This is a genomic window from Pseudomonas moorei, from assembly GCF_042846945.1.
GTDB lineage: Bacteria > Pseudomonadota > Gammaproteobacteria > Pseudomonadales > Pseudomonadaceae > Aquipseudomonas > Aquipseudomonas moorei.
In genome coordinates this window covers 826,007-852,488 of the sequence record NZ_AP035776.1, presented here as the reverse complement: position 1 = coordinate 852,488, position 26,482 = coordinate 826,007, and the positions used below count along the sequence as shown (strand labels likewise).

Genomic DNA, 26,482 nt, shown 5'->3' with positions numbered 1-26,482 from the left:
CTACATGTAAATGGCGTCAAACCGACATCCGAAAACGCTCGAATCCTGTACGCGCTGGCGTCTGCAGGGCTTCGGGCTTTTTCGGCGTGTCTTTATATCACCCACTGGTCGGCTGCCCACTAACCGATTGGTCGGGTAACACACTGCCTTGCGTTCTTCTCTCGCACTGCCCGGAGCATCTGTGCCATGAGTTCTGCCTCGCTAATAAAGACCCCACCCGAGAAGGTGACGGTCAACGGTTGGGTGTTCTACACCTCTACCGCGTTGATTCTGTTGTTGACCGCCATTCTGATCATCGCCCCGCAAGAGGCCGGCAGAATGCTCGGTACGGCGCAGGCCTGGTTGTCCCGCAGCTTCGGCTGGTACTACATGGTGGTGATCGCCGCCTACCTGATTTTTGTCGTTGGCCTGGCGTTTTCGTCCTACGGCAAGCTCAAGCTCGGCAGCAAGGACGACACCCCGGACTTCAGCTACGGCGCCTGGGCGGGGATGCTGTTCTCGTCGGGCATCGGCATTTCGCTGTTGTACTTCGGCGCTTCCGAGCCGCTGGACCATTATTTCAACCCACCGGAAGGCGTGGCGGGCAGCAACCTCGCCGCGCGTCAGGCGGTTCAGCTGACGTTCCTGCACTGGGGCCTGCACGGCTGGGCGATCTATGCGCTGGTCGGCCTGGCCGTGGCGTACTTTGCCTATCGGCATAACCAGCCACTGGCGTTGCGTTCGGCGTTGTATCCGCTGGTGGGCGAGCGTTGGGTCAAGGGTGCGGCCGGTCATGCGGTGGACGGCTTTGGCATGTTCGTGACCCTGTTGGGTCTGGTGACCAACCTGGGGATTGGCTCGCTGCAGGTGTCGTCGGGCCTTGAAAACCTGTTCGGCATGGAACACAGCAACACCAACCTGCTGATCGTGATCATCGTGATGAGCACGGTGGCGACCATTGCTGCGGTGTCGGGCGTGGAAAACGGCATCCGTCGCCTGTCCAACCTGAACATCGTGCTGTTCAGCGGCCTGCTGATTTTCGTGCTGCTGTTCGGCCCGACCCTGCACTTGCTCAATGGTTTTGTGCAGAACGTCGGTGATTACCTGAACGGCGTGGTGCTGAAAACCTTCGACCTCTATGTGTACGAAGGCGACACAGAGAAGTCCGACCGCTGGCTGGGCCTGTGGACCCTGTTCTACTGGGCCTGGTGGATTTCCTGGGCACCATTCGTGGGCATGTTCGTCGCGCGTATCTCCCGTGGTCGCACGGTGCGTGAGATGGTGGCCGGCGTACTGCTGATTCCGTTGGGTTTCACCCTGGCGTGGCTGTCGATTTTCGGTAACTCGGCGCTGGACCTGGTGATGAACCACGGTGCGGTGGAGCTCGGCAAGACGGCGCTGGAACAGCCGTCCATGGCGATCTACCAGTTGCTGGAGCATTACCCGGCGTCGAAAGTCGTGATCGGTGTGTCGATCTTTGTCGGTTTCGTGTTGTTCCTGACCCCGGCGGATTCCGGCGCGGTGATGATGGCCAACCTTTCGTGCAAAGGCGGTAACGTCGACGAAGACGCCCCGCACTGGTTGCGGATCTTCTGGTCGGTGGTGATCACCCTGGTGACCATCGGTCTGCTGTTTGCCGGTAACTTCGAGGCCATGCAAACCATGGTGGTACTGGCCGGCCTGCCGTTTTCGGTGGTGCTGGTGTTCTTCATGTTCGGCTTGCACAAGGCCATGCGCCAGGACGTGCAGATCGAACAGGAACAAGCCGAGCTGGCGGCGCGTGGTCGTCGTGGTTTCAGCGAGCGTTTGACGCAACTGGACCTGCAACCGAGCCAGTCTGTCGTGCAGCGTTTCATGGACAAGCATGTGAGCCCGGCGTTGCAGGATGCGACGGCGCAAATGCGTGCCCAGGGCCTGCAAGTGCAGACGCTGCTGGGCAAGTCCAAGCGTTGCATGGGCGTACGGGTGGAGATGGAAGAGGGCAACCCGTTTGTCTACGAAGTGAGCCTGGACGGCTACCTGGCCACGCCAACCGAGTCGGCTCAGTCCGATGAATCGCGTCAGCGTTACTACCGTGCCGAGGTGTACCTGCACAACGGCAGCCAGGACTACGACTTGATGGGCTTCACCCAGGATCAGATCACCCGTGACGTGCTCGATCAGTTTGAAAGCCATCGGCAGCTCCTTGGTCGGGTGTATAGCTAAGACTTGAAGTTTTGCAGTGCAGTCAGATGTACTGCAGAACCATTGTGGGGAGGGAGCTTGTCGGAACGCCGCACCGTCCCGCTCGGCTGCGAAGCAGTCGTAAATCCGGATAGCGCGTTCTGCCTGAATCGCAGCGGTGTCCGGTTTGGGGCCGCTTCGCAGCCCAGCGGGAGCAAGCTCCCTCGCCACAGGTGTCAGTATTCCAAGTCTTTTATGTGCACCAACAAAAACGCCGCGATTCTCTCGCGGCGTTTTTGTGTCTGTTGCCTTATCCCAGGTTCTTGCCGAGCAGCGCGTGGTACAGCTCGCTGTCGCCGAGAATCCCGACCACATGGTTGTTGTCGTGCAGCACCAGCTTGTTGCCGGTCTGATAACGAATCTGCAGCGCATCGCGCATGCCGATGTTCGAATCCACCAGCGTTGGTCGACGACCCAACCCTTCAACCGCCTGACCCGGTACCCAGTTCTGCAGGTCCAGAACCGAGCCGTTCTGGCGTGCACCCTTGATGGTGTTGCCTTCGGCCAGGTCCAGCCAGGAGTCGCCGCCCGGATCGAGGCACACCGAACCGTTGATGCGCTTGCAGTTGTCCAGGGTGCGCATCAGGCTGCGACCGCACAGCACGTTCAGCGGGTTGGTGTGGGCCACGAAGGTCCGCACGTAGTCATCCGCCGGGTTCAGCACGATCTCTTCCGGCACGCTGTACTGGATGATCCGGCCGTCTTTCATGATCGCGATACGGCTACCGAGCTTCAGGGCTTCATCGAGGTCGTGGCTCACGAACACGATGGTTTTGCTCAGCTTGCGTTGCAGTTCCAGCAGTTCGTCCTGCAGGCCTTGGCGGATCAGCGGGTCGAGGGCCGAGAACGGTTCGTCCATCAGCAGAATGTCGGCGTCCATCGCCAGGGCGCGGGCCAGGCCCACGCGTTGTTGCATGCCACCGGACAGCTCGTTGGGTTTCTTGTTGCGCCACTGGGTCAGGCCCACCAGCTCAAGCTTTTCGTCCACCAGCTTGCGTCGTTCCTTCTCGGGACGACCCTGCATTTCGAGGCCGAAGCTGATGTTCTCGCGCACCGTCAGCCAAGGCATCAGGGCGAACTTCTGGAACACCATCGCGATGCGCTTGGTGCGCATCATTTTCAGTTCCGCCGGGGTACAGGACGCAATGTCGATCTGCTTGCCTTCATGCTCGACGAACAGCTTGCCGCGGCTGACGGTGTTGAGGCCGTTGATGCAGCGCAACAGACTGGACTTGCCGGAGCCGGACAGGCCCATCAGTACGCAGATTTCACCTTTTTCGATGTCCAGGCTGGCCTTTTCGACCCCCACGATCTGCCCGGTCTTTTTCAGGATCTCGTTGCGGGTCATGCCTTGATCCAGCAGCTTGAGTGCCTCGCGTGGATCCTTGGAGAAGATAACGTCGACGTTATCGAAGCGAATAATGCTCATGCGTCACCCCCTACTTTGGCTTCGGGTTGTTTGCAGATACGGTCGAGCATGATCGCCAGCAGTACGATCGCCAGGCCGGCTTCGAAGCCCAGGGCGATATCAGCGGTATTCAGTGCGTTGACCACCGGTTTGCCCAGGCCATCGGCGCCCACCAGTGCCGCGATCACCACCATCGACAACGACAGCATGATGCACTGGGTGATACCGGCCGCGATGCTTGGCATGGCGTGGGGCAATTCGATTCGCGAGAGCAGTTGACGTCGCGAGCAGCCAAAGGCCTTGCCGGCGTCCATCAATTCTTCCGGAACATCGCGGATACCCAGGTAGGTCAGGCGGATGGGCGCGGCAATCGCGAACACCACCGTCGAAATCAGACCCGGGACCACACCCAGACCGAAGAGGGTCAGGGTAGGAATGAGGTACACGAAGGTCGGTACGGTCTGCATCAGATCGAGTACCGGACGCATCAGCGTGTAGAACATCGGTTTGTGCGCGGCGACGATACCCAGGGGGACGCCGATGACCACGCAGACCAGGGTGGCGAACATCACCTGGGCGAGGGTTTCCATGGTTTCCTGCCAGTACCCCAGATTGAGGATCAGCAGAAAGGAGGCAATGACGAATACGGTCAGGCCCCATTTGCGCTGGATGAAGTGTGCCAGTAGTGCAATCAGGCCGATCAATGCCAGCGGGTTGAACCAGGTCAGCGCAAATGTCACGCCGTGGATCATCGTTTCCAGTGTCACGGCGATTGCGTCGAAGGTGCTGGCGCCGTGTTTCGTCAGCCATTCAACGAAGCCCGCGATGTACTGGCCTAAGGGGATTTTCTGATCAATCAGCATGGTAGTGAACGTCCGCATGCAAGGAAATAAACAGCCCGGGCGGGCTAGCCCGCCCGGCGTAAGCGATTACTGCGCGAGCTTGGCTTTCACGGCCTCCAGGCCTGGTTTACCGTCAATGGTGGTCACGCCAGCGAGCCAGGTATCGAGCACCTGTGGATTCTTTTTCAGCCAGGCCTTGGCGGCCGCTTCAGGCTTCATCTTGTCGTCCAGGATGTTGCCCATGAGGGTGCTTTCCATGTCGACAGTGAACTCCAGATTCTTCAGCAACTGACCCACGTTGCTGCATTCCTGGGTGTACCCCTTGCGGGTATTGGTCAGGACGGTTGCTGCACCGAAATCCGGGCCGAAATAATCGTCGCCGCCGGTGAGGTATTGGATTTTGAAACGCTTGTTCATCGGGTGAGGAGCCCAGCCGAGGAACACCACGGCGGTGTCGCGTTTCTGCGCGCGGTCGACCTGCGAGAGCATGCCGGCTTCACTGGATTCGACCACTTTGAAACCGGCGTCTTTGAGGCCGAAGGCGTTCTTGTCGATCATACTCTGGATCAGACGGTTACCGTCATTACCCGGCTCGATCCCGTAAATCTTGCCGTCGAGCTCTTTCTTGAACTTGGCGATGTCGGCGAAGTCATGCAGGCCTTTGTCATACAGGGCCTGTGGTACCGCCAGGGTGTATTTGGCGCCTTTGAGGTTGGTGCGCACGGTGTCCACGGTGCCGGCATCGCGGTAGGCCTTGATGTCGTTTTCCATGGTCGGCATCCAGTTCCCCAGGAAAACATCCATGTTCTTGCCGTCGGCCAGGGACTTGTAGGTCACCGGCACGGAAATCATTGTGGTCTTGGTCTTGTAGCCCAAGGCATCGAGTACGACGCTGGTGGTGGCGGTTGTTGCGGTGATATCGGTCCAACCGACATCGGAGAAGTTTACGGTACTGCATTGTGCCGGCTCGGCGGCTTGCGCCAGGAGCGGCAGACTAAGCATGGCGGCCAACAACAACGACGGGGAACCTTTCATGGATGGACTCCTTGGTGTTTTTTTTGGCAGTGTTCCGACTGGGACCACCGCACTTATGGGTTGCGGTTGGATGGCGTTTTGGAGACAGCTCTACCACGGCGCCTTGCAATCGAGTCGATACGATCATGTACCAGTGAAAATCTGACGCCTACAGGGTGCGTCGTAACCAGTACAGGGAGGGTCGCATCCAGTGTCAGTGACGTCGCTTACAGCTTTTTTCAGCCCGATTTCCCCCTGCGTGTCGCAAAAAAACGGCGAAAACACGACGTAAAAGACACGCGGCGTTCGTGAGCATGAGTGCGTCGGTGTGAGACGTCGAACGACAAATTAAAAGCCTGATGATGCGGCCATCCCGACGGATTGCAGCTTGAGCGTAGCAGCTCCGTCACCGGGCGCTTTTGCGCCTGGAGTTGGCACATCCAGGAGTCCGGCAGTAATGGCTATCAGTGTTTTCGACCTGTTCAAAATCGGCATCGGCCCTTCCAGTTCGCATACCGTGGGCCCTATGCGGGCAGCGGCGCTGTTCGTGCAAGGTTTGCGTGAGCGCGGATTGCTGGAGCAAGTTCGGCGCGTCGAAGTTCAGCTTTTCGGTTCGTTGTCGGCCACAGGCATCGGCCACGGCAGCGACAATGCGGTGATCATGGGGCTGATGGGCGAATGGCCGGATGCGATCGATCCGTCGCAAATCGGCATTCGCATCGCCACCCTGCGTGAAACCCACACGCTGTTGCTCGACGGTCGCCTGTCGGTGCCGTTTATCTGGGACCGCGACATGCGCCTGATCGACGAGAACCTGCCGTTCCATCCCAACGCCATGACCCTGATTGTCGAAGACGATCATGGCGAGCTGCATCGCGACACCTACTATTCGGTCGGCGGTGGCTTTGTCGTCGATGAGGCCCAGGCATCCAGCGGTGTCGTCGACCTCGACAGCACCGTATTGCCATACGACTTCTCCAGCGCCGCCGAGCTGCTGGAACTGTGCAAAAAACACGACCTGCGCGTGGCTGAATTAATGATGGCCAACGAGAAGGTCTGGCGCAGTGAAGAAGAGATTCGCAGCGGTTTGATGAAGCTCTGGCGCGCCATGCAGGATTGCGTGGATCACGGCCTCAAGCACGAAGGCATCCTGCCTGGTGGCCTGAATGTGCGCCGGCGCGCGGCCAAGCTGCATCGCAGCTTGCAGGAATTGAACAAACCCAACGTGATCGGCTCGACGCTCAGTGCCATGGAGTGGGTCAACCTGTTCGCCCTGGCGGTCAACGAAGAAAACGCGGCCGGCGGGCGCATGGTCACGGCGCCGACCAATGGCGCGGCGGGGATCATTCCGGCGGTGTTGCACTACTTTATGAAGTTCAGCGAAGACGTGACCGACGCCAATGTCGTCGACTACTTCCTTGGGGCCGCTGCGGTCGGAATTCTGTGCAAGAAGAACGCTTCGATTTCCGGTGCCGAAGTCGGTTGCCAGGGGGAAGTCGGTTCGGCCTGCGCCATGGCGGCGGCCGGGTTGGCGGAAATCCTCGGCGCCACGCCGGAGCAACTGTGCAACGCAGCGGAAATCGGCCTGGAGCATAACCTCGGCTTGACCTGCGACCCGGTAGGCGGGCTGGTGCAGGTGCCGTGCATCGAGCGCAACGCGATTGCCGCGGTGAAAGCGATCAACGCGGCACAGATGGCCTTGCGCGGCGATGGTCAGCATTTCATCTCGCTGGATCGGGTGATCCGCACCATGCGCGATACCGGTGCCGACATGCATGACAAATATAAGGAGACATCGCGGGGCGGGTTGGCGGTCAGCGCTGTAGAGTGCTGAGACCGTGTCGAGCCCAATCGCTGGCAAGCCAGCTCCCACAGGTTCTTCGGTGTGTCTGATATCTGGCTCACACCACAAATCACTGTGGGAGCTGGCTTGCCAGCGATAGCGCCAGATCAGTCAAAACTGCGCGCTAAATGAACACCAGATCGAAAACGCGCCACCTTTTGGCGCGTCGCAAACAGGTAAATCATGACCTCAAGGTCAGGGATCGCCAGCAACCCTGACCGCCTGTCACCTGTGCCTGCGGTGACACTCTTCCCCGTATCGTTTCAGCCCTGTTCCCACAAGTGCTACCGATTTGCTCACACGCAACGGGGCAGCGCACTTGTCCGGCCCGATGGCCTCTTAATCCCTACTCGCCGCGCGTCATATGCAGACACATTCCGACGTCGTTTTTAGGAGTTATTGAACGCGCATTCAAATTTAGGCATGGCATTTGCTCTGTCATTACAAAGCCCGTCTCCCACGCGAGAACGATGGCAATAACAAGAGCCTCCGCCTGAGGCCATCACCCGCTTTGTGTGAGGAGATACCGCGATGACGTCGTTCAACTCCGGGGCCCAACCCCAGAACCGTGCGCCTCAATCCATCGGCTTTCTGCTGCTGGACAATTTCACGCTGATTTCCCTGGCTTCCGCAGTGGAGCCTCTGCGAATGGCCAACCAATTGTCCGGTCGCGAGCTGTATCGCTGGACCACCCTCACCGTCGATGGCGGTCAGGTCTGGGCCAGTGACGGTCTGCAAATCACCCCTGATGCCTCCATGCACAAAGCCCCGCCAATGGACACCGTGATCGTCTGCGGCGGCATCGGTATTCAACGCACTGTTACCCGCGAACACGTCTCATGGCTGCAGAGCCAGGCGCGTCAGTCCCGTCGCCTCGGTGCGGTCTGCACCGGCAGTTGGGCATTGGCGTGCGCCGGCTTGCTGGACGGTTTCGACTGCAGCGTGCACTGGGAATGTCTGGCCGCGATGCAGGAAGCTTTCCCGCGTGTGGCCATGAGTACGCGTCTGTTCACCCTCGACCGTAACCGCTTCACCAGCTCCGGTGGCACCGCGCCGCTGGACATGATGCTGCACCTGATCAGCCGCGATCATGGTCGTGAACTGTCGGCCGCGATTTCGGAGATGTTCGTCTACGAGCGCATCCGCAACGAACAGGATCACCAGCGCGTGCCGCTCAAGCACATGCTCGGCACCAATCAGCCGAAACTGCAGGAAATCGTCGCGTTGATGGAGGCCAACCTCGAAGAGCCGATCGACCTGGACGAACTGGCGGTGTATGTCGCCGTGTCCCGTCGTCAACTGGAGCGGCTGTTCCAGAAGTACCTGCATTGCTCGCCGTCGCGTTACTACCTGAAACTGCGCCTGATCCGTGCACGGCAGTTGCTCAAGCAAACGCCGATGTCGATCATCGAAGTGGCGTCGGTCTGTGGCTTCGTGTCCACGCCGCACTTCTCCAAGTGCTACCGCGAATACTTCGGCATTCCGCCGCGTGACGAGCGCGTAGGCTCCAATACCACCCAGCAAGTGGCGATGATGCCGCTGCCGCAAGCGCTGGTGCTGTCGCCGTTGTCCGGGCCTTTGTCGGCGCTGAGTCAGGCGCGTAACGAGTCGACGTTTGCCAGCGTAAGGCTCTAAACCACTGTGGCGAGGGAGCTTGCTCCCGCTGGGCTGCGAAGCGGTCCCCTGGATCGGCGGATGCGGTTTTCAGAATAATCGCATTCGCCGGTTTTGCGACCGCTTCGCGCTCGAGCGGGAGCAAGCTCCCTCGCCACAGAGTATTTGCAGGTCGCCTATCGGGCGCGATGGCTCTGCTGATACTCCGCCAACGCCGGCAGCAATTGCCTGTCGATGGCCTGACGCACGGCCGGCAGGATGGTCGCGCCGCTGGTGTACATCTGCTTGACCATCGTGCGCAGCACGATCGCCCGCTCGTTGTTCAAACCTCGTACCGCACATTCGCAAGCCTGGTCGGCGGTCGCGCCATTGGGCGCTTGAAAGCCCAATGCCTTGAGCTGACCCAACAGGTCTTCCTGGTCAATCAAATCGGCGTGCATCATGACGCAAATCCTTCTTCTGGGAACGGTGTCGTGGCTCGATTCTGGTAGGGGTGCAGGGTGGCGGCAAGGGCGATTTGTCGCGATGGCCGCAATGGCTATGAACAGGTCGTTTTCGGCTAACTTGCCGGTCAAGGGAGTCGGCAAACTGGAATCAGCTGGCTTCACGAAGGTTTGGTCACCCTCGCGCGCAGCTCCTCAACAGTACCTTCTGCCTCGATCTTGTCACGGCTTGATCGGGGTTTTTTTTGGTCCATGAATCCTGGTTCTTGTGTTGCTTGTGCGGACGCCATCGCGAGCAGGCTCCCCCAGAGGATCGCGTGCCCCCTGTGGGAGCGGGCCTGCTCGCGATGAACGATGACGCGGTTTAACGCTGTAACACGAGGATGCGCGACAGCAATTCATCGCGGTCCACATAGCAACCCTGAAAATGCCGGGCGCCGGTGGCGGGGTCGAAGGCATTGCGGGCGTGCAGGGTGCGGCGGTTGTCGAAGCACCAGAGTTCGCCGGGATTGAGCCTTTGCATCAAGCGGAACCGGGGTTCGCGCGTCATCGCAATAAAGCGTCGATAGGCACGATACAGCCGGGGCATTTGTTCCACCGAGGCATCGAACGGGCCGCGCAAAAAGTTGGCCATGCGGATTTCCGACACCTGCCCGCAAGCGTTCAGGGCGATGATCGGCGCGAGGCAGCGGTAGTCGCTGTGGCGGTCCTTGTTGCGAAATTCCACCGGGATTTCGCAGAGGCTTTGAAAGGCTTGCGGATCTTCCTGGCGCAACGCCTCGGCGATGGCAAAGCCGTCGACAAAAATGCTCTCGCCCCCCTCGGCGTCGTTGACCAGGCAATGCAGGAACTGCAGCCCCGGTTGCAGCTCTCGGGTCGGCAAATCACTGTGCAGCGGCAGGTTGAAAGCGGTGTAGGCGTTGCTGTCGGCATCGGCCTTGGATTGCACGTTGAACAGCACACCGAAATTGCTTTCGCGGATGAACGAAATACGCTGCGCGATCAACTTCAATGAGCCGGGTTCGGTGGGCACGCCGCGGACCTGGGTCAGGCCGATATCGCGCACGGCCAGCAGCCATTGCAACAAGGCCTGGTTGTCTTGCATCAGCGCCTCATAGTCGAACACAGGCAGTTGCAGATCGCTGTGCCAGAGCCTGGCTTTCGGTTTGCCGGCCTGACGCTCGGCACGGGATTCGTCGTCATACGCGTGGGCGCGCAGCCAGCCAGGGTCGAAGCGACTGAGGTGGCCATCTTGCCACTGCACGCACAGGCAGTCCTCAGCATCGACGCCGGCCTCTGCGGGCTCCAGCTGTTCCGGGACGTCGACGATCTCCAGCACCTGCTCTCGGGTGACGGTGTAGACGCATTGCGGGCAGGGGCAGTTGTCCCGTAGCCATTGATGATGAAACGGGCTGAGGCGGTTGTCGGCCCACTTCACCAGAACATGATCGGCCATGACCTGCACGCCCTTCAGCGCGCTGATCAACGGATAAGTACGGAAGTCGGCGAAAGCGGCGGCGGTGTTCATGGCGATCTCCTTGTTATTTTTTTGGGGGTAACGCGATCACTCGGCCAATGTACTCGGGGGTGGGCAGGTCGGTTTGTTCGGCGACGATGGCTTGCAGTCGATCCAGGGTGTCTTCGCTGAACGGCGCGGAACGCGGCCCGGCGAGGTCGACGTGCAGCAGCATTTGCTCGTTGCCCGCCAGTTCCTTGTCGTCACCCACAAGATGCAGGCTGTGATAGAGGTGCAGGCGTTTGCTGTCGTGGCCGATGATCTGCGTGTGCACTTCGACCTCGGCGTCGAGCTTCACTTCGTGCAGGTAGTTGAGGTGCAGCTCCAGGGTAAACAACGAGTTGCCGCTGGCTTCACGGCTGTTGCTGTCAAGCCCCAGGCGATCCATCAGCGCATCGGTAGCGTAGCTGAAGATGAGCAGGTAGAAGGCGTCGCGCAGGTGGCCGTTGTAGTCAACCCAGTCGGGGATGATTCTGGTTTGGTAGGTGGTGAGGGTGGGCATGATTCCGGTTCCAATGTTGGTGGTGACTGGACCGCCGCTTTCGCGAGCAGGCTCGCTCCCACAAGGACAGCGCAAACCTGTGGGAGCGAGCCTGCTCGCGAAGGGGCCAGACCTGCGGGGCTCATTATTCGGCGAAAGCCATACCGTGCTTGGCTTTGGTGGTCTTCACCGCCTCCAGCACCGCCAGCAGGCAGTCATCACGATAGCGCTCCAGCGCCGAAATGCTGTGTTTGCCCAATTGCTCGCTGGTGCCATCGACCACGTCATCGATCAGCTTGTCGGTCAGCTCCGGTGCAGGCAGGTAAGTCCACGGCAACTGCAACGCCGGGCCGAACTGTGCCATGAAGTGGCGCATGCCGGCATCGCCGCCGGCCAGGGTGTAGGTCAGGAAGGTGCCCATGAACGACCAGCGCAGACCCGCGCCGAAACGGATCGCGTCGTCGATTTCACCGGTGGTTGCGACGCCGTCGTTGACCAGGTGCAGCGCCTCGCGCCACAGCGCTTCGAGCAGGCGGTCGGCAATGAATCCGGGTACTTCCTTGCGCACGTGCAGCGGGCGCATGCCGAGGGATTCATAGACTTTCATCGCGGCTTGTACCGCTTCAGGCGCGGTGTTCTTGCCGCCGACCACTTCGACCAATGGCAGCAGGTAAACCGGGTTGAACGGATGGCCGACCACGCAGCGTTCCGGGTGCGTGGCGCTCTCGTAGAACTCGCTTGGCAACAGGCCGGAAGTGCTGGAGCCGATCAACGCGTCGGGCTTGGCCGCGGCGCTGATTTTGCTGTGCAGTTCCAGTTTCAGTTCCAGGCGTTCCGGTGCACTTTCCTGGATGAAATCGGCATCGCGAACGCATTCTTCGATGGTCGCGACAAAGCGCAGACGATCCTGTGAGGCGCCAGGGGCCAGGCCTTGTTTTTCCAGGGCGCCCCAGGCGTTGGCAACGCGTTTGCGCAGGGCTGCCTCGGCGCCGGGCGCCGGGTCCCAGGCGACAACGTCGAGACCGTGGGCGAGGGCGCGGGACACCCAACCACTGCCGATGACACCGCTGCCCAGGGCGGCGAAGGTTTTGATATCGGTGATAAAGCTCATGGCAACTTCCTGAATAGTTCGGTGATCCTTGTAGGAGCGAACCTGCTCGCGATGGTATTCCAGGCGCTGAGTGGCGTCGGCTGTACCTTTTTCGCGAGCAAGCTCGCTCCTACAGGGGAAAAAGAGGGGTTATCCGCGCTTTGTCAGGCCCATTTTCTTGCGGCCTTCAGCCGGGGTGAGCACGCGGGCACCGAGGCGGCTGAGGATTTCCGTAGCGCGTTCGACCAGTTGGCCGTTGGTCGCCAGCACGCCCTTGTCCAGCCACAGGTTGTCTTCCAGACCGACTCGCACGTTGCCGCCGAGCAGCACCGCTTGAGCGGCCATCGGCATTTGCATGCGACCGATGCCGAAACCGGCCCACACCGCATCGGCCGGCAGGTTGTCGACCATGGCCTTCATGGTGGTGGTGTCAGCCGGCGCGCCCCATGGGATGCCCAGGCAGAGCTGGAACAGCGGGTTGTCGAGCAGGCCTTCCTTGATCATCTGTTTGGCGAACCACAGGTGGCCGGTGTCGAAAATTTCCAGCTCGGCCTTCACGCCCAGCTCTTGAATGCGTTTGGCGCCAGCGCGCAGTTGCGCCGGGGTGGAGACGTAAATGGTGTCGCCGTCGCCGAAATTCAGGGTGCCGCAATCGAGGGTGCAGATTTCCGGCAGCAGTTCTTCTACGTGAGCCAGACGGGTCAGCGGGCCGACCAGGTCGGTGTTCGGGCCGAACTCCATCGGGTTCTCGCCAGCGCCGATTTCCAGGTCGCCGCCCATGCCGGCGGTCAGGTTGACGATGATGTCGACGTCGGCTTCACGAATGCGCTCCATCACCTCACGGTACAGCGCCACATCACGGCTGAACTTGCCGGTTTCAGGGTCGCGAACGTGGCAGTGAACCACGGTGGCACCGGCCTTGGCGGCTTCCACGGCGGCAGCGGCGATTTGTTTCGGGGTGACCGGCACATGTGGGCTCTTGGCGGTCGTGTCGCCAGCACCGGTGAGTGCGCAGGTGATGATGACGTCGTGGTTCATGAGGTGGTTCCTTACAGGCGTGATTGGTCTGTCCGCAGCCCTTTCGGGCTGCGAATCGGTGGTTCGATCAGGTCGTGTTACGGGTGAGTCATTTGCTGGTCAGTTGCAGGTTTTGAGCGGCCGGTTTGCCATCGAAGGTGGTGACGCCTTCAAGCCAGCGTTGCTTGTCTTGCGGGTGATCCTTGAGCCATTGCTTGGCGGATTCCAAGGCGTCCTTGTGATCGAGCAGCGGCTGCATCATGCGGCTCTCGTCTTCGGCGGTGAATTTCAGATTGGTCAGCAGGCGACCAATGTTTGGGCACTGCTCCGCATATTTTGGCGCGGTGACGGTCCAGACGGTGGCCTTGCCTTCGTTCGGGCCGAGGGCGTTGTCGCTGCCGGTCAGGTAGGTCATCTTGACGTTGACGTTCATCGGGTGCGGCGCCCAACCGAAGAAGACCACGGCTTCATTGCGACGCACGGCGCGATCCACCGCGGCGAGCATGCCGGCTTCGCTGGACTCGACCAACTGGAACTTGCCGAGGCCGAACTGGTTCTTGGCGATCATCGCCTTGATCTGGGTGTTGGCGCCCGAGCCTGGCTCGATGCCGTAGATTTTGCCACCCAGTTCTTTTTCGAACTTGGCGATGTCGGCGAAGGTTTTCAGGCCCTTGTCGGCGAGGTAGGTGGGCACGGCCAGGGTGGCGCGTGCGTCTTCCAGGCTGGGTGCCTCAAGTACCTTGACCTGGTTGGCCTGGACGAACGGGGTGATGGTCTGGGTCATCAGCGGGTTCCAGTAACCCAGGAACAGGTCGAGGCGCTGATCACGGATCCCGGCAAAAATGATCTGCTGGGAGGCGCTGGTTTGTTTGGTGTTGTAGCCGAGGCCATCGAGCAATACCTGGGTCATGGCGCTGGTGGCGATCACGTCGGTCCAGTTCACCACACCCATGCGCACGTTCTGGCATGCGGCGGGTTCGGCGGCCATGACACTGGCGCTCAGCAAAGCGGTACCGCTGAGTGCAAGAACACAGCTGCTGATCAGTCGTTTCATCTCAGGTTTCCTCGGCAGTTCGTTATTGTGAGTTCCGGCGTCTGACGCGCCGGTGATGCCAAGTTACGCACCCAGGGCGCCATGAAAGCGCACTGCGGCGACCAGCTCTTGCACTGCAGCGACCTGTGCTCTTGAATGCCGCTGGTAAGTGGCGTATCAACATCAACACGCTGCCCGCCCTCTCGTTTCCGCCAACCGAGTGCGCTCCATGTCCCAGGATTTCTATTTCTTGTTGATGCCGGGTTTCTCGGCCATTGGATTTATCTCGGCCATCGAGCCATTGCGGGTCGCCAATCGCTTTCGCGGCGAGTTGTATCGCTGGCATGTTTTGAGCGCGGATGGCGGGGCAGTGCTGGCCAGCAACGGCATGTCGGTCAACGCCGATGCGGCGCTGGAGCCGCTGAAAAAAGGCGCGACCCTGTTAGTGGTCGCCGGTTTCGAGCCGCTGAAGTTCGCGACCCCGACGCTGGAGCACTGGCTGCGACGGCTGGACAACGAAGGCGTAACCCTCGGCGCCATCGACACCGGCAGTTTCATCCTCGCGCAAGCGGGCCTGCTAGACGGCCATCGCCTGACCCTGCACTGGGAAGCCATCGACGCCTTCAAGGAATCCTATCCGCAGCTCAGCGTCACCCAGGAGCTGTTCGAGATCGACCGACGGCGCATCACGTCGGCGGGCGGCACGGCCTCCATCGATCTGATGCTCGACCTGATCGCTCAGGCCCACGGCCCGGAGTTGGCGATTCAGGTCAGCGAACAGTTCGTGCTCGGCCGCATCCGCCCGCGCAAAGACCACCAGCGCATGGAGGTCGCCACCCGATATGGCATCAGTAACAAGAAACTGGTGCACGTGATCGGCGAAATGGAACAGCACAGCGAACCGCCGCTGAGCACGCTGGAACTGGCGGAATCGATCAAGGTCACCCGGCGTCAGCTCGAACGGCTGTTTCGCCTGCACCTGAACGACACACCGAGCAATTTCTATCTGCGCTTGAGGCTGGAGAAGGCCCGGCAATTGCTGCGCCAGACCGACATGAGCGTGCTGGAGGTCAGCATTGCCTGCGGGTTTGAGTCGCCATCGTATTTCACCCGTAGTTACCGGGCGAAGTATGAGCGGTGTCCGCGGGAGGACCGACGCACTGCCAAAGCGTGATTCTGAAAACACCGAAAAAACTATGGGAGCGGGCTTGCCCGCGATGAGGTCGGCACATTCAACATTGATGCTGACTGATACGCTGCCATCGCGGGCAAGCCCGCTCCCACAGTGATCTGTTTTGAGAGGATAAAAAGGGTTACTTCTTCATCAGCGCCGAACACGCCGCCTTGTAAGCCTCATGCTGATACTTGTTCAGCGTTCCCGGTAGTTCGAAGTCGTGCTTTTTGCTTTGCGCATTGATGGTTTGCGGTGACAGCAGTGTCACCTCGCAATTGTCCAGCAACTGGAACACACCCTCGATCTTGAACGTGGTCGGCCCACCAGCGAATTCGCCCTTCTTGCTGCGCTTCTTGATGGCGATGCGATCAATGGCATTTTCGCGAACAAAGGACGCCACCTGAGCCGCGAACACCTTGACGTTGGCGGCTTCGTCGTCATCGTCGAGGGCGATTTTCCTGGTCGCGAGCGCAACATGGCTCAGCGCCTGACCCTCCAGCATGGCCACGGCGATGATCGCTTCGCTGCCTTTGATTTCGATGCCGCAGACTTTCATGTTGAATCCCTTTACTGGCTGAAGGCGTGCAGCTTACAGCTCTAGTTGACTGGCGTTGATGCCAAAAGCCGCAGCGATTTTTTCGCGGGTGGCCTTGCGCGGCTTGGCGACTGTTTCTTGCTGGGCAAAAGCCGGTTGAGAAATCCCCATCCGTTTGGCCACTTCATCCTGAGTAAGGTTCAAGTGTTCGCGCCAGGCGCGGATGGGCGTGGCGCCATCGACCATGCGACTGACTACATCGTGCGGGATCAGATCGGGTTCGATTTTTTGCGCCAGATACTGCGCATAGGGAATGACCACGAATGCAGGGTTGCCGTGTTCATCATTGATAATCTGAACGTCAGTAGGTGCGTTCATCGCGTTTTTTGACCTCTTGAATACTGACCACTTTGATCGCGCCATCCCAGTCGAACATGACCCGATAATTACCGACGCGTAGCCGGTAAGAGTGGTTATGACCAACCAGTGCTTTGACTTGACCTACATTGGGCATGTCGGCCAGCGCCGTGATGGCATCACGAACCTGGATCTGGTGAACGGAATGCAATCTCAAGAGTTGCTTAACGGCCTTTCGAGTCCAGTGAATGCTGTTCATGAAGAATATAAGTCTTTTATAAGATTTGCGAATCTTTGCTTATATTTTTCAGATAGCCAATAAGCGAAACTTATCGGGATATTGCTGGAAACGAACGCCAAAAATACTCGTTACGCCAGGAATAGTCGGAAGAGTCAGAATGGTTTGTAGGAAGAGGGATTTTTGGGGATGAAAGCTGGAGTGGGTTCCAGCTTTCGACGGCTTATAAGAGATTACTCCTGTCCAATCGACTCCAAAAACTCCGACCGCTCGTCACTCATACGCGCCACGCAATCATTTTGCGCAATGGTGAATGCCTTGCTGCCAGCGGTGGCCGGGAAGGCTTCGACGGCGCAGTCGGCGTCGCGGGTCTTCGTCCACTGCTGCTGAGCGGTCTTGATCCTGGCGGTGATGTCGTTCAGTTGCGACGGGGTCTTGCCGTAGAGCGACTGCATGCGCTCGTTCAGGCTTTTGAGGTTTTCGCTCAATAGATCTTCGGCGGTTTTTTTGCTGTAAACGGAGCATTCCAGGGTCTGGACGTCGTTTTCCACTTTGTCGCATGGGTTGTCGTCGGATTCCTCCGCCGCGTGTACGCCGGTCGCAATCAGCGCCAGAGCCAGGATGATGGATTTCATTACGTTGCCGCCCCTTATTCCAGTAAAGCTTCCAGTAAGGCCTCAAGAGATGCGGCGAATTCTGGCCCAAGCGGAACGTGTTGAACAGGTAGCAGATTGCGCCTGGCGACGACCCTTTGTCGCGGATTGACGCTTTCGGCAATTCCCCTGTCGTTTTTGCACCCGGCTGCCGAGGCACCGAGGCATATGCTGGCCCAAAGCGCCGGCAGACGATTCGGCGCATGAATCGCTAACAAGGGGACAGCCTGATGAGCCCAGCCGAATTGCACGCCGACAGCATCGTTATCGACGGGCTGATTATTGCCAAGTGGAACCGCGAACTGTTCGAAGACATGCGCAAGGGCGGTCTGACCGCTGCCAACTGCACCGTTTCGGTGTGGGAGGGCTTCCAGGCCACTGTCAACAACATCGCTGCCAGCCAGAAACTGATCCGCGAGAACAGCGACCTGGTGATTCCGGTGCGTACCACCGCCGATATCCGCAAGGCCAAGGAGCAGGGCAAGACCGGCATCCTCTTCGGTTTCCAGAACGCCCACGCCTTTGAAGACCAGATCGGCTATGTCGAAGTGTTCAAGCAGCTCGGCGTCGGTATCGTGCAGATGTGCTACAACACCCAGAACCTGGTCGGCACCGGTTGCTACGAACGTGACGGCGGCCTGTCGGGCTTCGGTCGTGAAATCGTCGCCGAGATGAACCGCGTCGGCGTCATGTGCGACCTGTCCCACGTCGGCTCCAAGACGTCCGAAGAAGTCATCCTCGAATCCAAGAAGCCGGTCTGCTATTCCCACTGCCTGCCGTCGGGTCTGAAGATTCATCCGCGTAACAAGTCCGATGAAGAGCTGAAGTTCATCGCCGACCACGGCGGTTTCGTCGGCGTGACCATGTTCGCGCCGTTCCTGGCCAAGGGCATCGATTCGACCATCGACGACTACGCCGAAGCCATCGAATACACCATGAACATCGTCGGCGAAGACGCCATCGGCATCGGCACCGACTTTACCCAGGGTCATGGCCAGGACTTTTTCGAATACCTGACCCACGACAAGGGCTACGCCCGCCGCCTGACCAGCTTCGGCAAGATCATCAACCCGCTGGGCATCCGTACCGTGGGCGAGTTCCCGAACCTGACCGAGACCCTGCTCAAGCGCGGCCACTCCGAGCGTGTGGTGCGCAAGATCATGGGCGAGAACTGGGTGAACGTCTTGAAAGATGTTTGGGGCGAATAAGCCACCGCACTTCTGAATCCTTACCTGCGGCCATCCGCGCCGCAGGCAACACCAAAATTTTTCTGGAGTTAAGTTTCCATGGCCAAGATCGCCCCGCAATTGCCAATCGAAGTCGACAGTGAGACCGGTGTCTGGACGTCCGACGCCCTGCCGATGCTGTACGTGCCGCGTCATTTCTTCGTCAACAACCACATGGGCATCGAAGAAGTGCTGGGCGCTGAAGCCTACGCCGAGATCCTCTACAAAGCCGGCTACAAGTCCGCCTGGCACTGGTGCGAAAAAGAAGCTGAATGCCACGGCCTGGAAGGCGTCGCGGTGTTCGAGCACTACATGAAGCGCCTGTCGCAACGCGGCTGGGGCCTGTTCAAGATCCAGGACATCGACCTCGACAAAGGCACCGCCAGCGTCAAGCTCGAACACTCGGCGTTCGTCTACGTCTACGGCAAGGTCGGACGCAAGGTCGACTACATGTTCACTGGCTGGTTTGCCGGTGCGATGGACCAGATCCTCGCCGCGCGCGGCAGCAAGATCCGCACCGTCGCCGAACAAGTCTACGGTGGCTCCGAAGAGGGCCACGAAGACGGTTTGTTCACCGTCAAGCCGTTGTAAGTCGAGGAACCCGCCATGGCTTTCGAAGCAATGTTCCAGCCGATCCAGATCGGCAAACTGACTATCCGCAACCGCGTGCTCAGCACCGCGCACGCCGAGGTCTATGCCACCGACGGCGGCATGACCACCGATCGGTACGTCAAGTATTACGAAGAGAAGGCCAAGGGCGGGATCGGCCTGGCGATCTGCGGCGGTTCGTCCGTGGTTGCCATCGACAGCCCCCAGGAATGGTGGAGCTCGGTGAACCTGTCCACCGACCGCATCATCCCGCACTTCCAGAATCTGGCCGACGCCATGCACAAGCACGGCGCCAAGATCATGATCCAGATTACCCACATGGGCCGTCGCTCCCGTTGGGACGGCTTCAACTGGCCGACGCTGATGTCGCCGTCGGGCATCCGCGAGCCGGTGCACCGCGCCACCTGCAAAACCATCGAGCCGGAAGAAATCTGGCGGGTAATCGGCAACTACGCCCAAGCGGCACGCCGCGCCAAGGCCGGCGGCCTGGACGGTGTCGAGCTGTCGGCCGTGCACCAGCACATGATCGACCAGTTCTGGAGCCCGCGGGTCAACAAGCGTACCGACGAATGGGGCGGTACCTTCGAAGGCCGCATGAAGTTCGGTCTGGAAGTGTTGAAAGCGGTGCGTGCCGAGGTCGGTGACGATTTCTGCGTGGGCATGCGTATCTGCGGTGACGAGTTCCACCCCGATGGCCTGTCCCATGAGGACATGAAGCAGATCGCCAAATACTACGACGACACCGGCATGCTGGATTTCATCGGTGTCGTGGGTTCGGGTTGTGACACTCACAACACCCTGGCCAACGTGATTCCGAACATGAGTTATCCACCGGAGCCGTTCCTGCACCTGGCCGCCGGTATCAAGGAAGTGGTCAAGGTTCCGGTGCTGCACGCGCAGAACATCAAGGACCCGAACCAGGCCACCCGTATTCTGGAAGGCGGCTACGTCGACATGGTCGGCATGACCCGCGCCCACATCGCTGACCCGCACCTGATCGCCAAGATCAAGATGGGCCAGATCGACCAGATCAAACAATGTGTCGGCGCCAACTACTGCATCGACCGTCAATATCAGGGTCTGGATGTGCTGTGCATCCAGAACGCGGCCACCTCCCGTGAGTACATGGGCCTGCCGCACATCATCGAGAAAACCACCGGCGTGAAACGCAAAGTGGTGGTGGTCGGTGCCGGTCCTGCGGGGATGGAAGCGGCGCGTGTGGCGGCTGAACGTGGCCACGACGTGACCTTGTTCGAGAAGAAAGAATTCATCGGCGGGCAGATCACCACGGCCTCGAAAGCGCCGCAACGGGACCAGATCGCCGGTATCACCCGCTGGTATCAACTGGAGCTGGCACGCCTGAAAGTCGACCTGCGCCTGGGGACTGCGGCGGATGCGCCCACCATCATGGACTTGCGTCCGGACGTGGTGGTGCTGGCGGTCGGCGGTCATCCGTTCCTGGAGCAGAACGAGCATTGGGGCGCGGCTGAAGGCCTGGTGGTCAGCAGCTGGGACATCCTCGACGGCAAGGTGGCACCGGGCAAGAACGTACTGGTGTACGACACCATCTGTGAATTCACCGGCATGTCCACGGCGGACTTCCTCGCCGACAAGGGTAGCCAAGTCGAGATCGTCACCGATGACATCAAGCCGGGCGTGGCGATTGGCGGTACGTCGTTCCCGACCTACTACCGCAGCATGTACCCGAAAGAAGTGATCATGACCGGCGACATGATGCTGGAGAAGGTCTACCGCGAAGGCGACAAGCTCGTGGCCGTACTGGAAAACGAATACACCGGCGCCAAAGAGGAGCGGGTGGTGGACCAGGTGGTCGTGGAAAACGGCGTGCGCCCGGACGAAGAAATCTACTACGCGTTGAAGGAAGGTTCGCGCAACAAAGGCCAGATCGACGTCGAAGCCTTGTTCGCGATCAAGCCACAACCGTGCCTGGAGCAGAGCGGCGCCGGCTATTTGCTGTTCCGCATCGGCGACTGCGTGGCCCAGCGCAACGTGCACGCGGCGATCTACGACGCGCTGCGGTTGTGCAAGGATTTCTAAGAGCTTGTGGATAACCTTGTAGGAGCGAGCCTGCTCGCGATGAATTTGAAGGCGCCGCGTTCTTTCAGTCCGCGCGCGTCATCGTTAACGACCATCGCGAGCAAGCTCGCTCCTACAGGGGGTCGAGCAAAGCATCCAGGTAGTTAAGCCCGAGGTCTTTGGGAGCTTCACCATGTTGAACACCCTTCTTCCAATCCTGTTGTTCGCTGCCCTGGGCCTTGCGGTTCTGGGCGCGTTACGGCGGGTGTCCATGTGGCGCCGGGGCCGTGCCTCGAAGGTCGATCTGATCGGCGGCCTGTTCGCCATGCCCAAGCGTTACATGGTCGACCTGCACCACGTGGTGGCGCGGGACAAATACATCGCCAACACCCACGTGGCTACGGCCGGTGGTGCGGTGGCGTCCATCGTGCTGGCGATTCTGGTGCACGGTTTCGGCCTGCATAACCGCATCCTCGGGTACGCACTGCTGCTGATGTCGGCGGTGATGTTCGTCGGTGCGATCTTCGTTTACCTGCGTCGACGCAACCCGCCGAGCCGTTTGTCCAAAGGCCCGTGGATGCGCCTGCCGAAAAGCCTGCTTGCGTTCTCGGCGTCGTTTTTCCTGGTGACCCTGCCCGTGGCGGGCATTCTTCCGGAGAACTTCGGCGGCTGGCTGTTGGCGACGATCCTCGGCATCGGCGTGCTGTGGGGCGTATCGGAGCTGTTCTTCGGCATGACCTGGGGCGGGCCGATGAAGCACGCCTTCGCCGGTGCCCTGCACCTGGCCTGGCACCGTCGCGCCGAGCGCTTTGGTGGCGGTCGTTCCACGGGCTTGAAGCCGCTGGACCTGACCGACCTGTCCGCACCACTGGGCGTAGAAAAACCCAAGGATTTCACCTGGAACCAATTGCTCGGTTTCGACGCCTGCGTGCAGTGCGGTAAGTGCGAAGCGGCGTGCCCGGCGTTCGCCGCCGGCCAGCCGTTGAACCCGAAAAAACTGATTCAGGACATGGTCGTTGGCCTGGCGGGCGGCACCGATGCCAACTTCGCCGGCAGCCCGTATCCGGGTAAAGCCATCGGCGAACACGCTGGTAATCCCCATCGGCCGATCGTCAACGGTCTGGTGGATGCCGAGACCCTTTGGTCATGCACCACTTGCCGCGCCTGCGTCGAGGAGTGCCCGATGATGATCGAGCATGTCGATGCCATCGTCGACATGCGCCGTCACCTGACCCTGGAAAAAGGCGCGACCCCGAACAAGGGCGCCGAAGTCCTGGAAAACCTGATCGCCACCGACAACCCGGGCGGGTTTGCGCCGGGCGGGCGGATGAACTGGGCGGCGGACTTGAATCTCAACCTGCTCAGTGAAAAGAAATCCACCGACGTGCTGTTCTGGGTCGGCGACGGTGCCTTCGACATGCGCAACCAGCGCACCCTGCGCGCATTCGTCAAAGTGCTGAAAGCGGCCAAGGTCGACTTCGCCGTGCTGGGCCTCGAAGAGCGCGACAGCGGCGACGTGGCCCGACGCCTGGGCGATGAAGCGACCTTCCAGTTGCTGGCCAAGCGCAACATCCAGACCCTGGCCAAATATCGCTTCAACCGCATCGTCACCTGCGACCCGCACAGCTTCCATGTGTTGAAGAACGAGTACGGCGCTTTCGATGGCAACTACCTGGTGCAGCACCACAGCACCTACATGGCGGAAATCATCCAGGCCGGTGCGCTGAACCTCGGTCAGCACAAGGGCGACAGCGTGACCTATCACGACCCGTGCTACCTCGGCCGCTACAACGGCGAGTACGAGGCGCCGCGCGAGGTACTGCGTGCGCTCGGGATCGAAGTCAAGGAAATGCAACGCTCCGGTTTCCGCTCGCGCTGCTGCGGTGGGGGCGGCGGGGCGCCGATCACCGACATTCCGGGCAAGCAACGGATTCCCGACATGCGCATGGAAGACATCCGCGAAACCGGCGCTGAACTGGTGGCCGTGGGTTGTCCACAGTGCACGGCGATGCTCGAAGGCGTGGTCGAACCGCGGCCGTTGATCAAGGACATTGCCGAACTGGTGGCCGATGCGCTGCTCGAAGACCAGGCACCGAGCAAGCCATCCACGCCAGCCAAACGTGAACCTGCGGAGGCCCACTGATGAGCGACATTATCCGCCGCGACCCACGGGCTGAATGGATCGCCCGAAACCGCCTGCATCCGCTGCACGCAGCCATGCAGCCGGCGCAACACAGCTGGATGGGGCCCAATGGCGTCATCCGCAAGAACCCGCACGGCATCGGTTTTATCGGCCCGAACGGCATCAAGCGCATCGACCGCAGTGGCGCGCAGCAGGGCGGTGCGACCAAGCGCTCGGCCGCCGTTGAAGTGCAATTGCCGCTGCATCAGGTGCCAGCACCGGCGTTCTACATCAGCGTCGTTCCGGACATGGTTGGTGGCCGCTTGAGCAGTCACGACCGCGACCTCCTGGGCTTGGCCCATCAACTGGCGGGCAAGGACGGCGCGGTGTTGGCCGTGGTCTTTGGCGAACATAAAGAGAGTGCCTTTGCCAGCGCCGGTGTCGATCGCCTGCTGGTGCTCGAAGGAGATGAATTCAGCGGTTATGCACCGGAACAACGTGTCCAGGGCTTGCGGGCTGTGGATAACCAGTTCAGTCCGCGTCACTGGCTGCTACCGGACAGTCGCACCGGCGGTGGCGAGCTCGGTCGCCGTTTTGCCGCGGCGTTGGGCGAGCGCCCGGCCACGCGGGTCTGGCAGGTCAAGGACCAGGAATGTATCGGCCGCGCCGGTGCCGGTCTGCAAGACCTTGCGCGTCCGCTCGCACGGTTGATTCTGGCGGCTGCCGAATGCGCCGAGCCGGTCAGCGAAACCCGTCACGAAGCTCTGCCGGTGGAGTTATCCACAGCAGTCCCGCGCAGCCTGTCGCGGATCGAGGATCTGGGTGCGGTGGCGGTGGACCCGGCGGCGATCCCGATGGCCGAAGCGGAGTTCATCTTCTCCGGCGGCAACGGCGTCAAGGACTGGGGACTTTTCCACAGGACTGCCGAGGCATTGGGTGCCACCGAAGGCGCGTCCCGGGTTGCCGTGGACGACGGTTTCATGGCCCGCGACCGTCAGGTTGGCGCCTCGGGTACCTGGGTCACTGCGCGGGTCTACGTGGCGGTGGGGATTTCCGGGGCGATCCAGCACCTGCAGGGCATCGGTGCCTGCGACAAGGTGGTGGCGATCAACCTCGATCCCGGCTGCGACATGATCAAACGGGCCGACCTGTCGGTGATCGGCGAAAGTGCCGAGATTCTTCAAGCCTTGATCGCGGCGGTAGAGGCCTACCGCAACGACGCCAAGCGCGATGCGGCTTAAGGGAAGGAAAGGGTTATGAGCACGAAAATCATCAGCCTGGTGTCCATCGGCGCCCACCCGACGTCCGGCCGTCCACGTCGCGCCGAACAGGATGCGCGTGCCGTGGAACTGGGTTTGCAGTTGGCTGGGGATAACTTGCAGGTGCTGCATGCCGGCGATGTCGCCGAGCCTGCGTTGCGCGCTTATCTGGGCATGGGGCTGGAGCAATTGCATGTCCTGGAACAACCCGAGGGCGCGGATGCGCTGCCGGCGTTGACCGCGTATTTGCGCGATGCCGGTGCTCAGGTGGTATTGACCGGCAGCCAGGCTGAAACCGGCGAAGGCTCGGGCATGTTGCCGTTCCTGCTGGCTGAAAGCCTGGGCTGGCCGCTGGTGGTGGGGCTGGCGCAGGTCGAGTCCATCGATGGCAGTTCGGCGCTGGTGCTGCAAGCCTTGCCACGTGGTCAGCGTCGTCGCTTGAAGGTTCGCCTGCCGTTTCTCGCGACTGTGGATAACGCTGCGCCCAAGCCACGGCAAAGCGCCTACGGCCCGGCCCGGCGCGGGGTGTTGCAGGCCGATGAAGTGGAAGTCGTCGACGATGAACTGCTGGCGGTGGCGACTCTGCAGCCGGCCAAGCCACGACCCAAGCGCCTCAAAGTCATCAAGGCCAAGAGCGGTGCCGACCGCATGAAAGCCGCGACGGCCAAGGCCAGTGGCGGCGGCGGTCAAGTGCTCAAGGGCGTCACGGCGCAGGCGGGGGCTGAAGCGATTCTCAAGCTGCTGATCGAAGAGGGCGTGGTGCGCTGACACCCAGCCTCGAGCCGCAATACCCGGAAAAACACCCATCCCTGCGGCGCGTTGCTGCGCCGTGAGCGCCCACGTAAAACGGGCGCTCGATGATCTGTGGAGTTTTAATCAATGTCGGTTGAGTTTCGTTCGGCGGTACGCGCGGATGCGCGCGAGATTGCGCGTCTGTTCCAGATTTCCTCGGAAGGCGCTTCGGATTACATCTGGAGCCAGATAGCAGAGCCCGGGCAGGATCTGTTGGACGTTGGAGCCATCCGTTATGCCCGTGAAGATGTGGATTTTTCCTACCAGAATTGCCTGATCGCCGAGGCCGAGGGGAAGGTCATTGGCATGCTGCACAGCTACGTGATGCGTTATGACCCGTTCGCGGAGCCAGTGACCGATCCGGTGCTGGCGCCGTACGCGACGATGGAGATCCCCGACACCCTTTATATTTCCAGCCTGGCGCTGCACGAGGGCTGGCGAAACCAGGGCCTGGGCAAGCAATTTCTCGATTACGCCTACGACCGTGCCAATCGGCTCGGACTCAACGGCCTTAGCCTGATCGACTATGCCGCCAACACCGGCGCCCGGCGCTTCTATGAGCGCCACGGCTTCCGCATCGTCGATACCTGCCAGATCACGCCGCATCCGATGATTCGGGTCACGGGCGAAGCCTATTTGATGTACCGGCCTTAACGGGCTATGGCGACGACGACCGCCCCTGACAGATTTGCCAGGGGCGGTACCAAGCCGTCATTTCTTTAAAAGAACATCCCGCCCGGAAGACCCCTCCGAACATGATCAGGCGCACTCGTGTGGATAACGCCTGCCGGGTTCTCCACAAACGCTGTTGGCGATTCTGTGGATAACATGTTCGCCCCTCGCTGTAGCCCTTGAAAATAAAGCCTTTCAGCCCGTAGATCAAAAAACAATCAGCGTAAGCTACGGTTTTTTCTGTTGTTTTTCTGAGGATAAGTGTGAGCACGAAGCAAAACTTGTCCCCGATCTCTGTTGGCGCT

Annotated in this window: 24 protein-coding genes; 11 read left to right on the top strand and 13 right to left on the bottom strand. The window is 60.4% G+C overall.

Annotated features, from left to right (window positions below):
• The first annotated feature begins 243 nt into the window (after positions 1-243).
• The gene (locus ACGJAX_RS04075) at positions 244-2,184 is read left to right on the top strand and encodes a BCCT family transporter (protein WP_245706755.1); all 1,941 of its coding nucleotides are present in this window, start codon (positions 244-246) and stop codon (positions 2,182-2,184) included.
• A gap of 268 nt (positions 2,185-2,452) precedes the next feature.
• On the opposite strand, the gene choV is transcribed toward ACGJAX_RS04075, so the two are convergent.
• The 3 genes from choV to ACGJAX_RS04060 all read right to left on the bottom strand — a co-directional run bounded on the left by choV (position 2,453) and on the right by ACGJAX_RS04060 (position 5,487).
• Positions 2,453-3,631: a choline ABC transporter ATP-binding protein gene (gene choV, locus ACGJAX_RS04070; RefSeq protein ID WP_090325891.1), complete on the bottom strand. Its 1,179-nt coding sequence runs from the start codon at positions 3,629-3,631 to the stop codon at positions 2,453-2,455.
• Positions 3,628-4,473, bottom strand: a complete 846-nt coding sequence (gene choW / locus ACGJAX_RS04065; RefSeq protein WP_090325888.1) for a choline ABC transporter permease subunit — start codon at positions 4,471-4,473, stop codon at positions 3,628-3,630. The genes choV and choW overlap by 4 nt, the downstream gene beginning before the upstream one ends.
• Before the next feature lie 66 nt (positions 4,474-4,539).
• Positions 4,540-5,487, bottom strand: a complete 948-nt coding sequence (locus ACGJAX_RS04060) for a choline ABC transporter substrate-binding protein (RefSeq protein ID WP_090325885.1) — start codon at positions 5,485-5,487, stop codon at positions 4,540-4,542.
• Positions 5,488-5,923: 436 nt separating this feature from the next.
• On the opposite strand from ACGJAX_RS04060, the gene ACGJAX_RS04055 reads away from it, so the two are divergent.
• Both ACGJAX_RS04055 and ACGJAX_RS04050 read left to right on the top strand, forming a co-directional pair.
• Complete coding sequence (locus tag ACGJAX_RS04055) at positions 5,924-7,300, top strand: L-serine ammonia-lyase (RefSeq protein ID WP_090325883.1); 1,377 nt, start codon at positions 5,924-5,926, stop codon at positions 7,298-7,300.
• 540 nt (positions 7,301-7,840) lie between these two features.
• Positions 7,841-8,944 carry a GlxA family transcriptional regulator gene (locus tag ACGJAX_RS04050; RefSeq protein WP_090325880.1) on the top strand — a complete coding sequence of 368 codons (1,104 nt, stop codon included), beginning with the start codon at positions 7,841-7,843 and terminating at the stop codon, positions 8,942-8,944.
• A 155-nt stretch (positions 8,945-9,099) separates the two neighbouring features.
• Here ACGJAX_RS04050 and ACGJAX_RS04045 read toward each other — a convergent pair whose 3' ends face one another.
• The 6 genes from ACGJAX_RS04045 to ACGJAX_RS04020 form a co-directional block, all read right to left on the bottom strand.
• Positions 9,100-9,366: a hypothetical protein gene (locus tag ACGJAX_RS04045; protein ID WP_090327589.1), complete on the bottom strand. Its 267-nt coding sequence runs from the start codon at positions 9,364-9,366 to the stop codon at positions 9,100-9,102.
• 364 nt (positions 9,367-9,730) lie between these two features.
• Positions 9,731-10,894, bottom strand: a complete 1,164-nt coding sequence (locus tag ACGJAX_RS04040; RefSeq protein WP_390957477.1) for a gamma-butyrobetaine dioxygenase — start codon at positions 10,892-10,894, stop codon at positions 9,731-9,733.
• A 13-nt stretch (positions 10,895-10,907) separates the two neighbouring features.
• The gene (locus ACGJAX_RS04035; RefSeq protein ID WP_248916691.1) at positions 10,908-11,384 is read right to left on the bottom strand and encodes a thioesterase family protein; all 477 of its coding nucleotides are present in this window, start codon (positions 11,382-11,384) and stop codon (positions 10,908-10,910) included.
• A gap of 124 nt (positions 11,385-11,508) precedes the next feature.
• Positions 11,509-12,474, bottom strand: a complete 966-nt coding sequence (locus tag ACGJAX_RS04030; protein ID WP_288098690.1) for an L-carnitine dehydrogenase — start codon at positions 12,472-12,474, stop codon at positions 11,509-11,511.
• Between the two features lie 129 nt (positions 12,475-12,603).
• Positions 12,604-13,491, bottom strand: coding sequence for a 3-keto-5-aminohexanoate cleavage protein (locus ACGJAX_RS04025; protein WP_390957475.1), 888 nt, complete (start codon positions 13,489-13,491; stop codon positions 12,604-12,606).
• A gap of 88 nt (positions 13,492-13,579) precedes the next feature.
• On the bottom strand, positions 13,580-14,524 hold the full coding sequence (locus tag ACGJAX_RS04020) for a choline ABC transporter substrate-binding protein (protein WP_247254496.1): 945 nt from the start codon (positions 14,522-14,524) through the stop codon (positions 13,580-13,582).
• A gap of 208 nt (positions 14,525-14,732) precedes the next feature.
• Between ACGJAX_RS04020 and ACGJAX_RS04015 the strand changes: the two genes are divergently transcribed.
• Entirely contained in the window at positions 14,733-15,677 is a 945-nt protein-coding gene (locus ACGJAX_RS04015) for a GlxA family transcriptional regulator (RefSeq protein ID WP_090325863.1), read from the top strand.
• Between the two features lie 139 nt (positions 15,678-15,816).
• On the opposite strand, the gene ACGJAX_RS04010 is transcribed toward ACGJAX_RS04015, so the two are convergent.
• From ACGJAX_RS04010 to ACGJAX_RS03995, 4 genes are all read right to left on the bottom strand, one after another.
• On the bottom strand, positions 15,817-16,233 hold the full coding sequence (locus ACGJAX_RS04010; protein ID WP_090325861.1) for a DUF3010 family protein: 417 nt from the start codon (positions 16,231-16,233) through the stop codon (positions 15,817-15,819).
• 33 nt (positions 16,234-16,266) lie between these two features.
• On the bottom strand, positions 16,267-16,590 hold the full coding sequence (locus tag ACGJAX_RS04005) for a helix-turn-helix domain-containing protein (protein WP_390957472.1): 324 nt from the start codon (positions 16,588-16,590) through the stop codon (positions 16,267-16,269).
• Complete coding sequence (locus ACGJAX_RS04000; RefSeq protein ID WP_090466679.1) at positions 16,574-16,828, bottom strand: type II toxin-antitoxin system RelE/ParE family toxin; 255 nt, start codon at positions 16,826-16,828, stop codon at positions 16,574-16,576. Before ACGJAX_RS04000 ends, ACGJAX_RS04005 begins: the two co-directional genes overlap by 17 nt.
• Before the next feature lie 212 nt (positions 16,829-17,040).
• Positions 17,041-17,442 (bottom strand): lysozyme inhibitor LprI family protein, encoded by a 402-nt coding sequence (locus ACGJAX_RS03995; RefSeq protein ID WP_390957470.1) that lies wholly within the window; start codon positions 17,440-17,442, stop codon positions 17,041-17,043.
• Between the two features lie 248 nt (positions 17,443-17,690).
• Between ACGJAX_RS03995 and ACGJAX_RS03990 the strand changes: the two genes are divergently transcribed.
• From ACGJAX_RS03990 to ACGJAX_RS03960, 7 genes are all read left to right on the top strand, one after another.
• Positions 17,691-18,668 carry a dipeptidase gene (locus ACGJAX_RS03990; protein WP_008033250.1) on the top strand — a complete coding sequence of 326 codons (978 nt, stop codon included), beginning with the start codon at positions 17,691-17,693 and terminating at the stop codon, positions 18,666-18,668.
• 78 nt (positions 18,669-18,746) lie between these two features.
• The gene (locus tag ACGJAX_RS03985) at positions 18,747-19,277 is read left to right on the top strand and encodes a DUF5943 domain-containing protein (protein ID WP_008048169.1); all 531 of its coding nucleotides are present in this window, start codon (positions 18,747-18,749) and stop codon (positions 19,275-19,277) included.
• 15 nt (positions 19,278-19,292) lie between these two features.
• A complete protein-coding gene (dgcA, locus tag ACGJAX_RS03980) occupies positions 19,293-21,353 on the top strand; it encodes a dimethylglycine demethylation protein DgcA (protein ID WP_090325856.1) in 2,061 nt (686 codons plus the stop codon).
• Between the two features lie 172 nt (positions 21,354-21,525).
• Positions 21,526-23,475, top strand: coding sequence for a dimethylglycine demethylation protein DgcB (gene dgcB, locus ACGJAX_RS03975; RefSeq protein ID WP_390957467.1), 1,950 nt, complete (start codon positions 21,526-21,528; stop codon positions 23,473-23,475).
• Entirely contained in the window at positions 23,475-24,695 is a 1,221-nt protein-coding gene (locus ACGJAX_RS03970; protein WP_247254499.1) for an electron transfer flavoprotein subunit alpha/FixB family protein, read from the top strand. Before dgcB ends, ACGJAX_RS03970 begins: the two co-directional genes overlap by 1 nt.
• A 15-nt stretch (positions 24,696-24,710) precedes the next feature.
• Positions 24,711-25,481: an electron transfer flavoprotein subunit beta gene (locus ACGJAX_RS03965; RefSeq protein ID WP_047534320.1), complete on the top strand. Its 771-nt coding sequence runs from the start codon at positions 24,711-24,713 to the stop codon at positions 25,479-25,481.
• Positions 25,482-25,592: 111 nt separating this feature from the next.
• Positions 25,593-26,159 (top strand): GNAT family N-acetyltransferase, encoded by a 567-nt coding sequence (locus ACGJAX_RS03960; protein WP_390957465.1) that lies wholly within the window; start codon positions 25,593-25,595, stop codon positions 26,157-26,159.
• Positions 26,160-26,482: the final 323 nt, after the last annotated feature.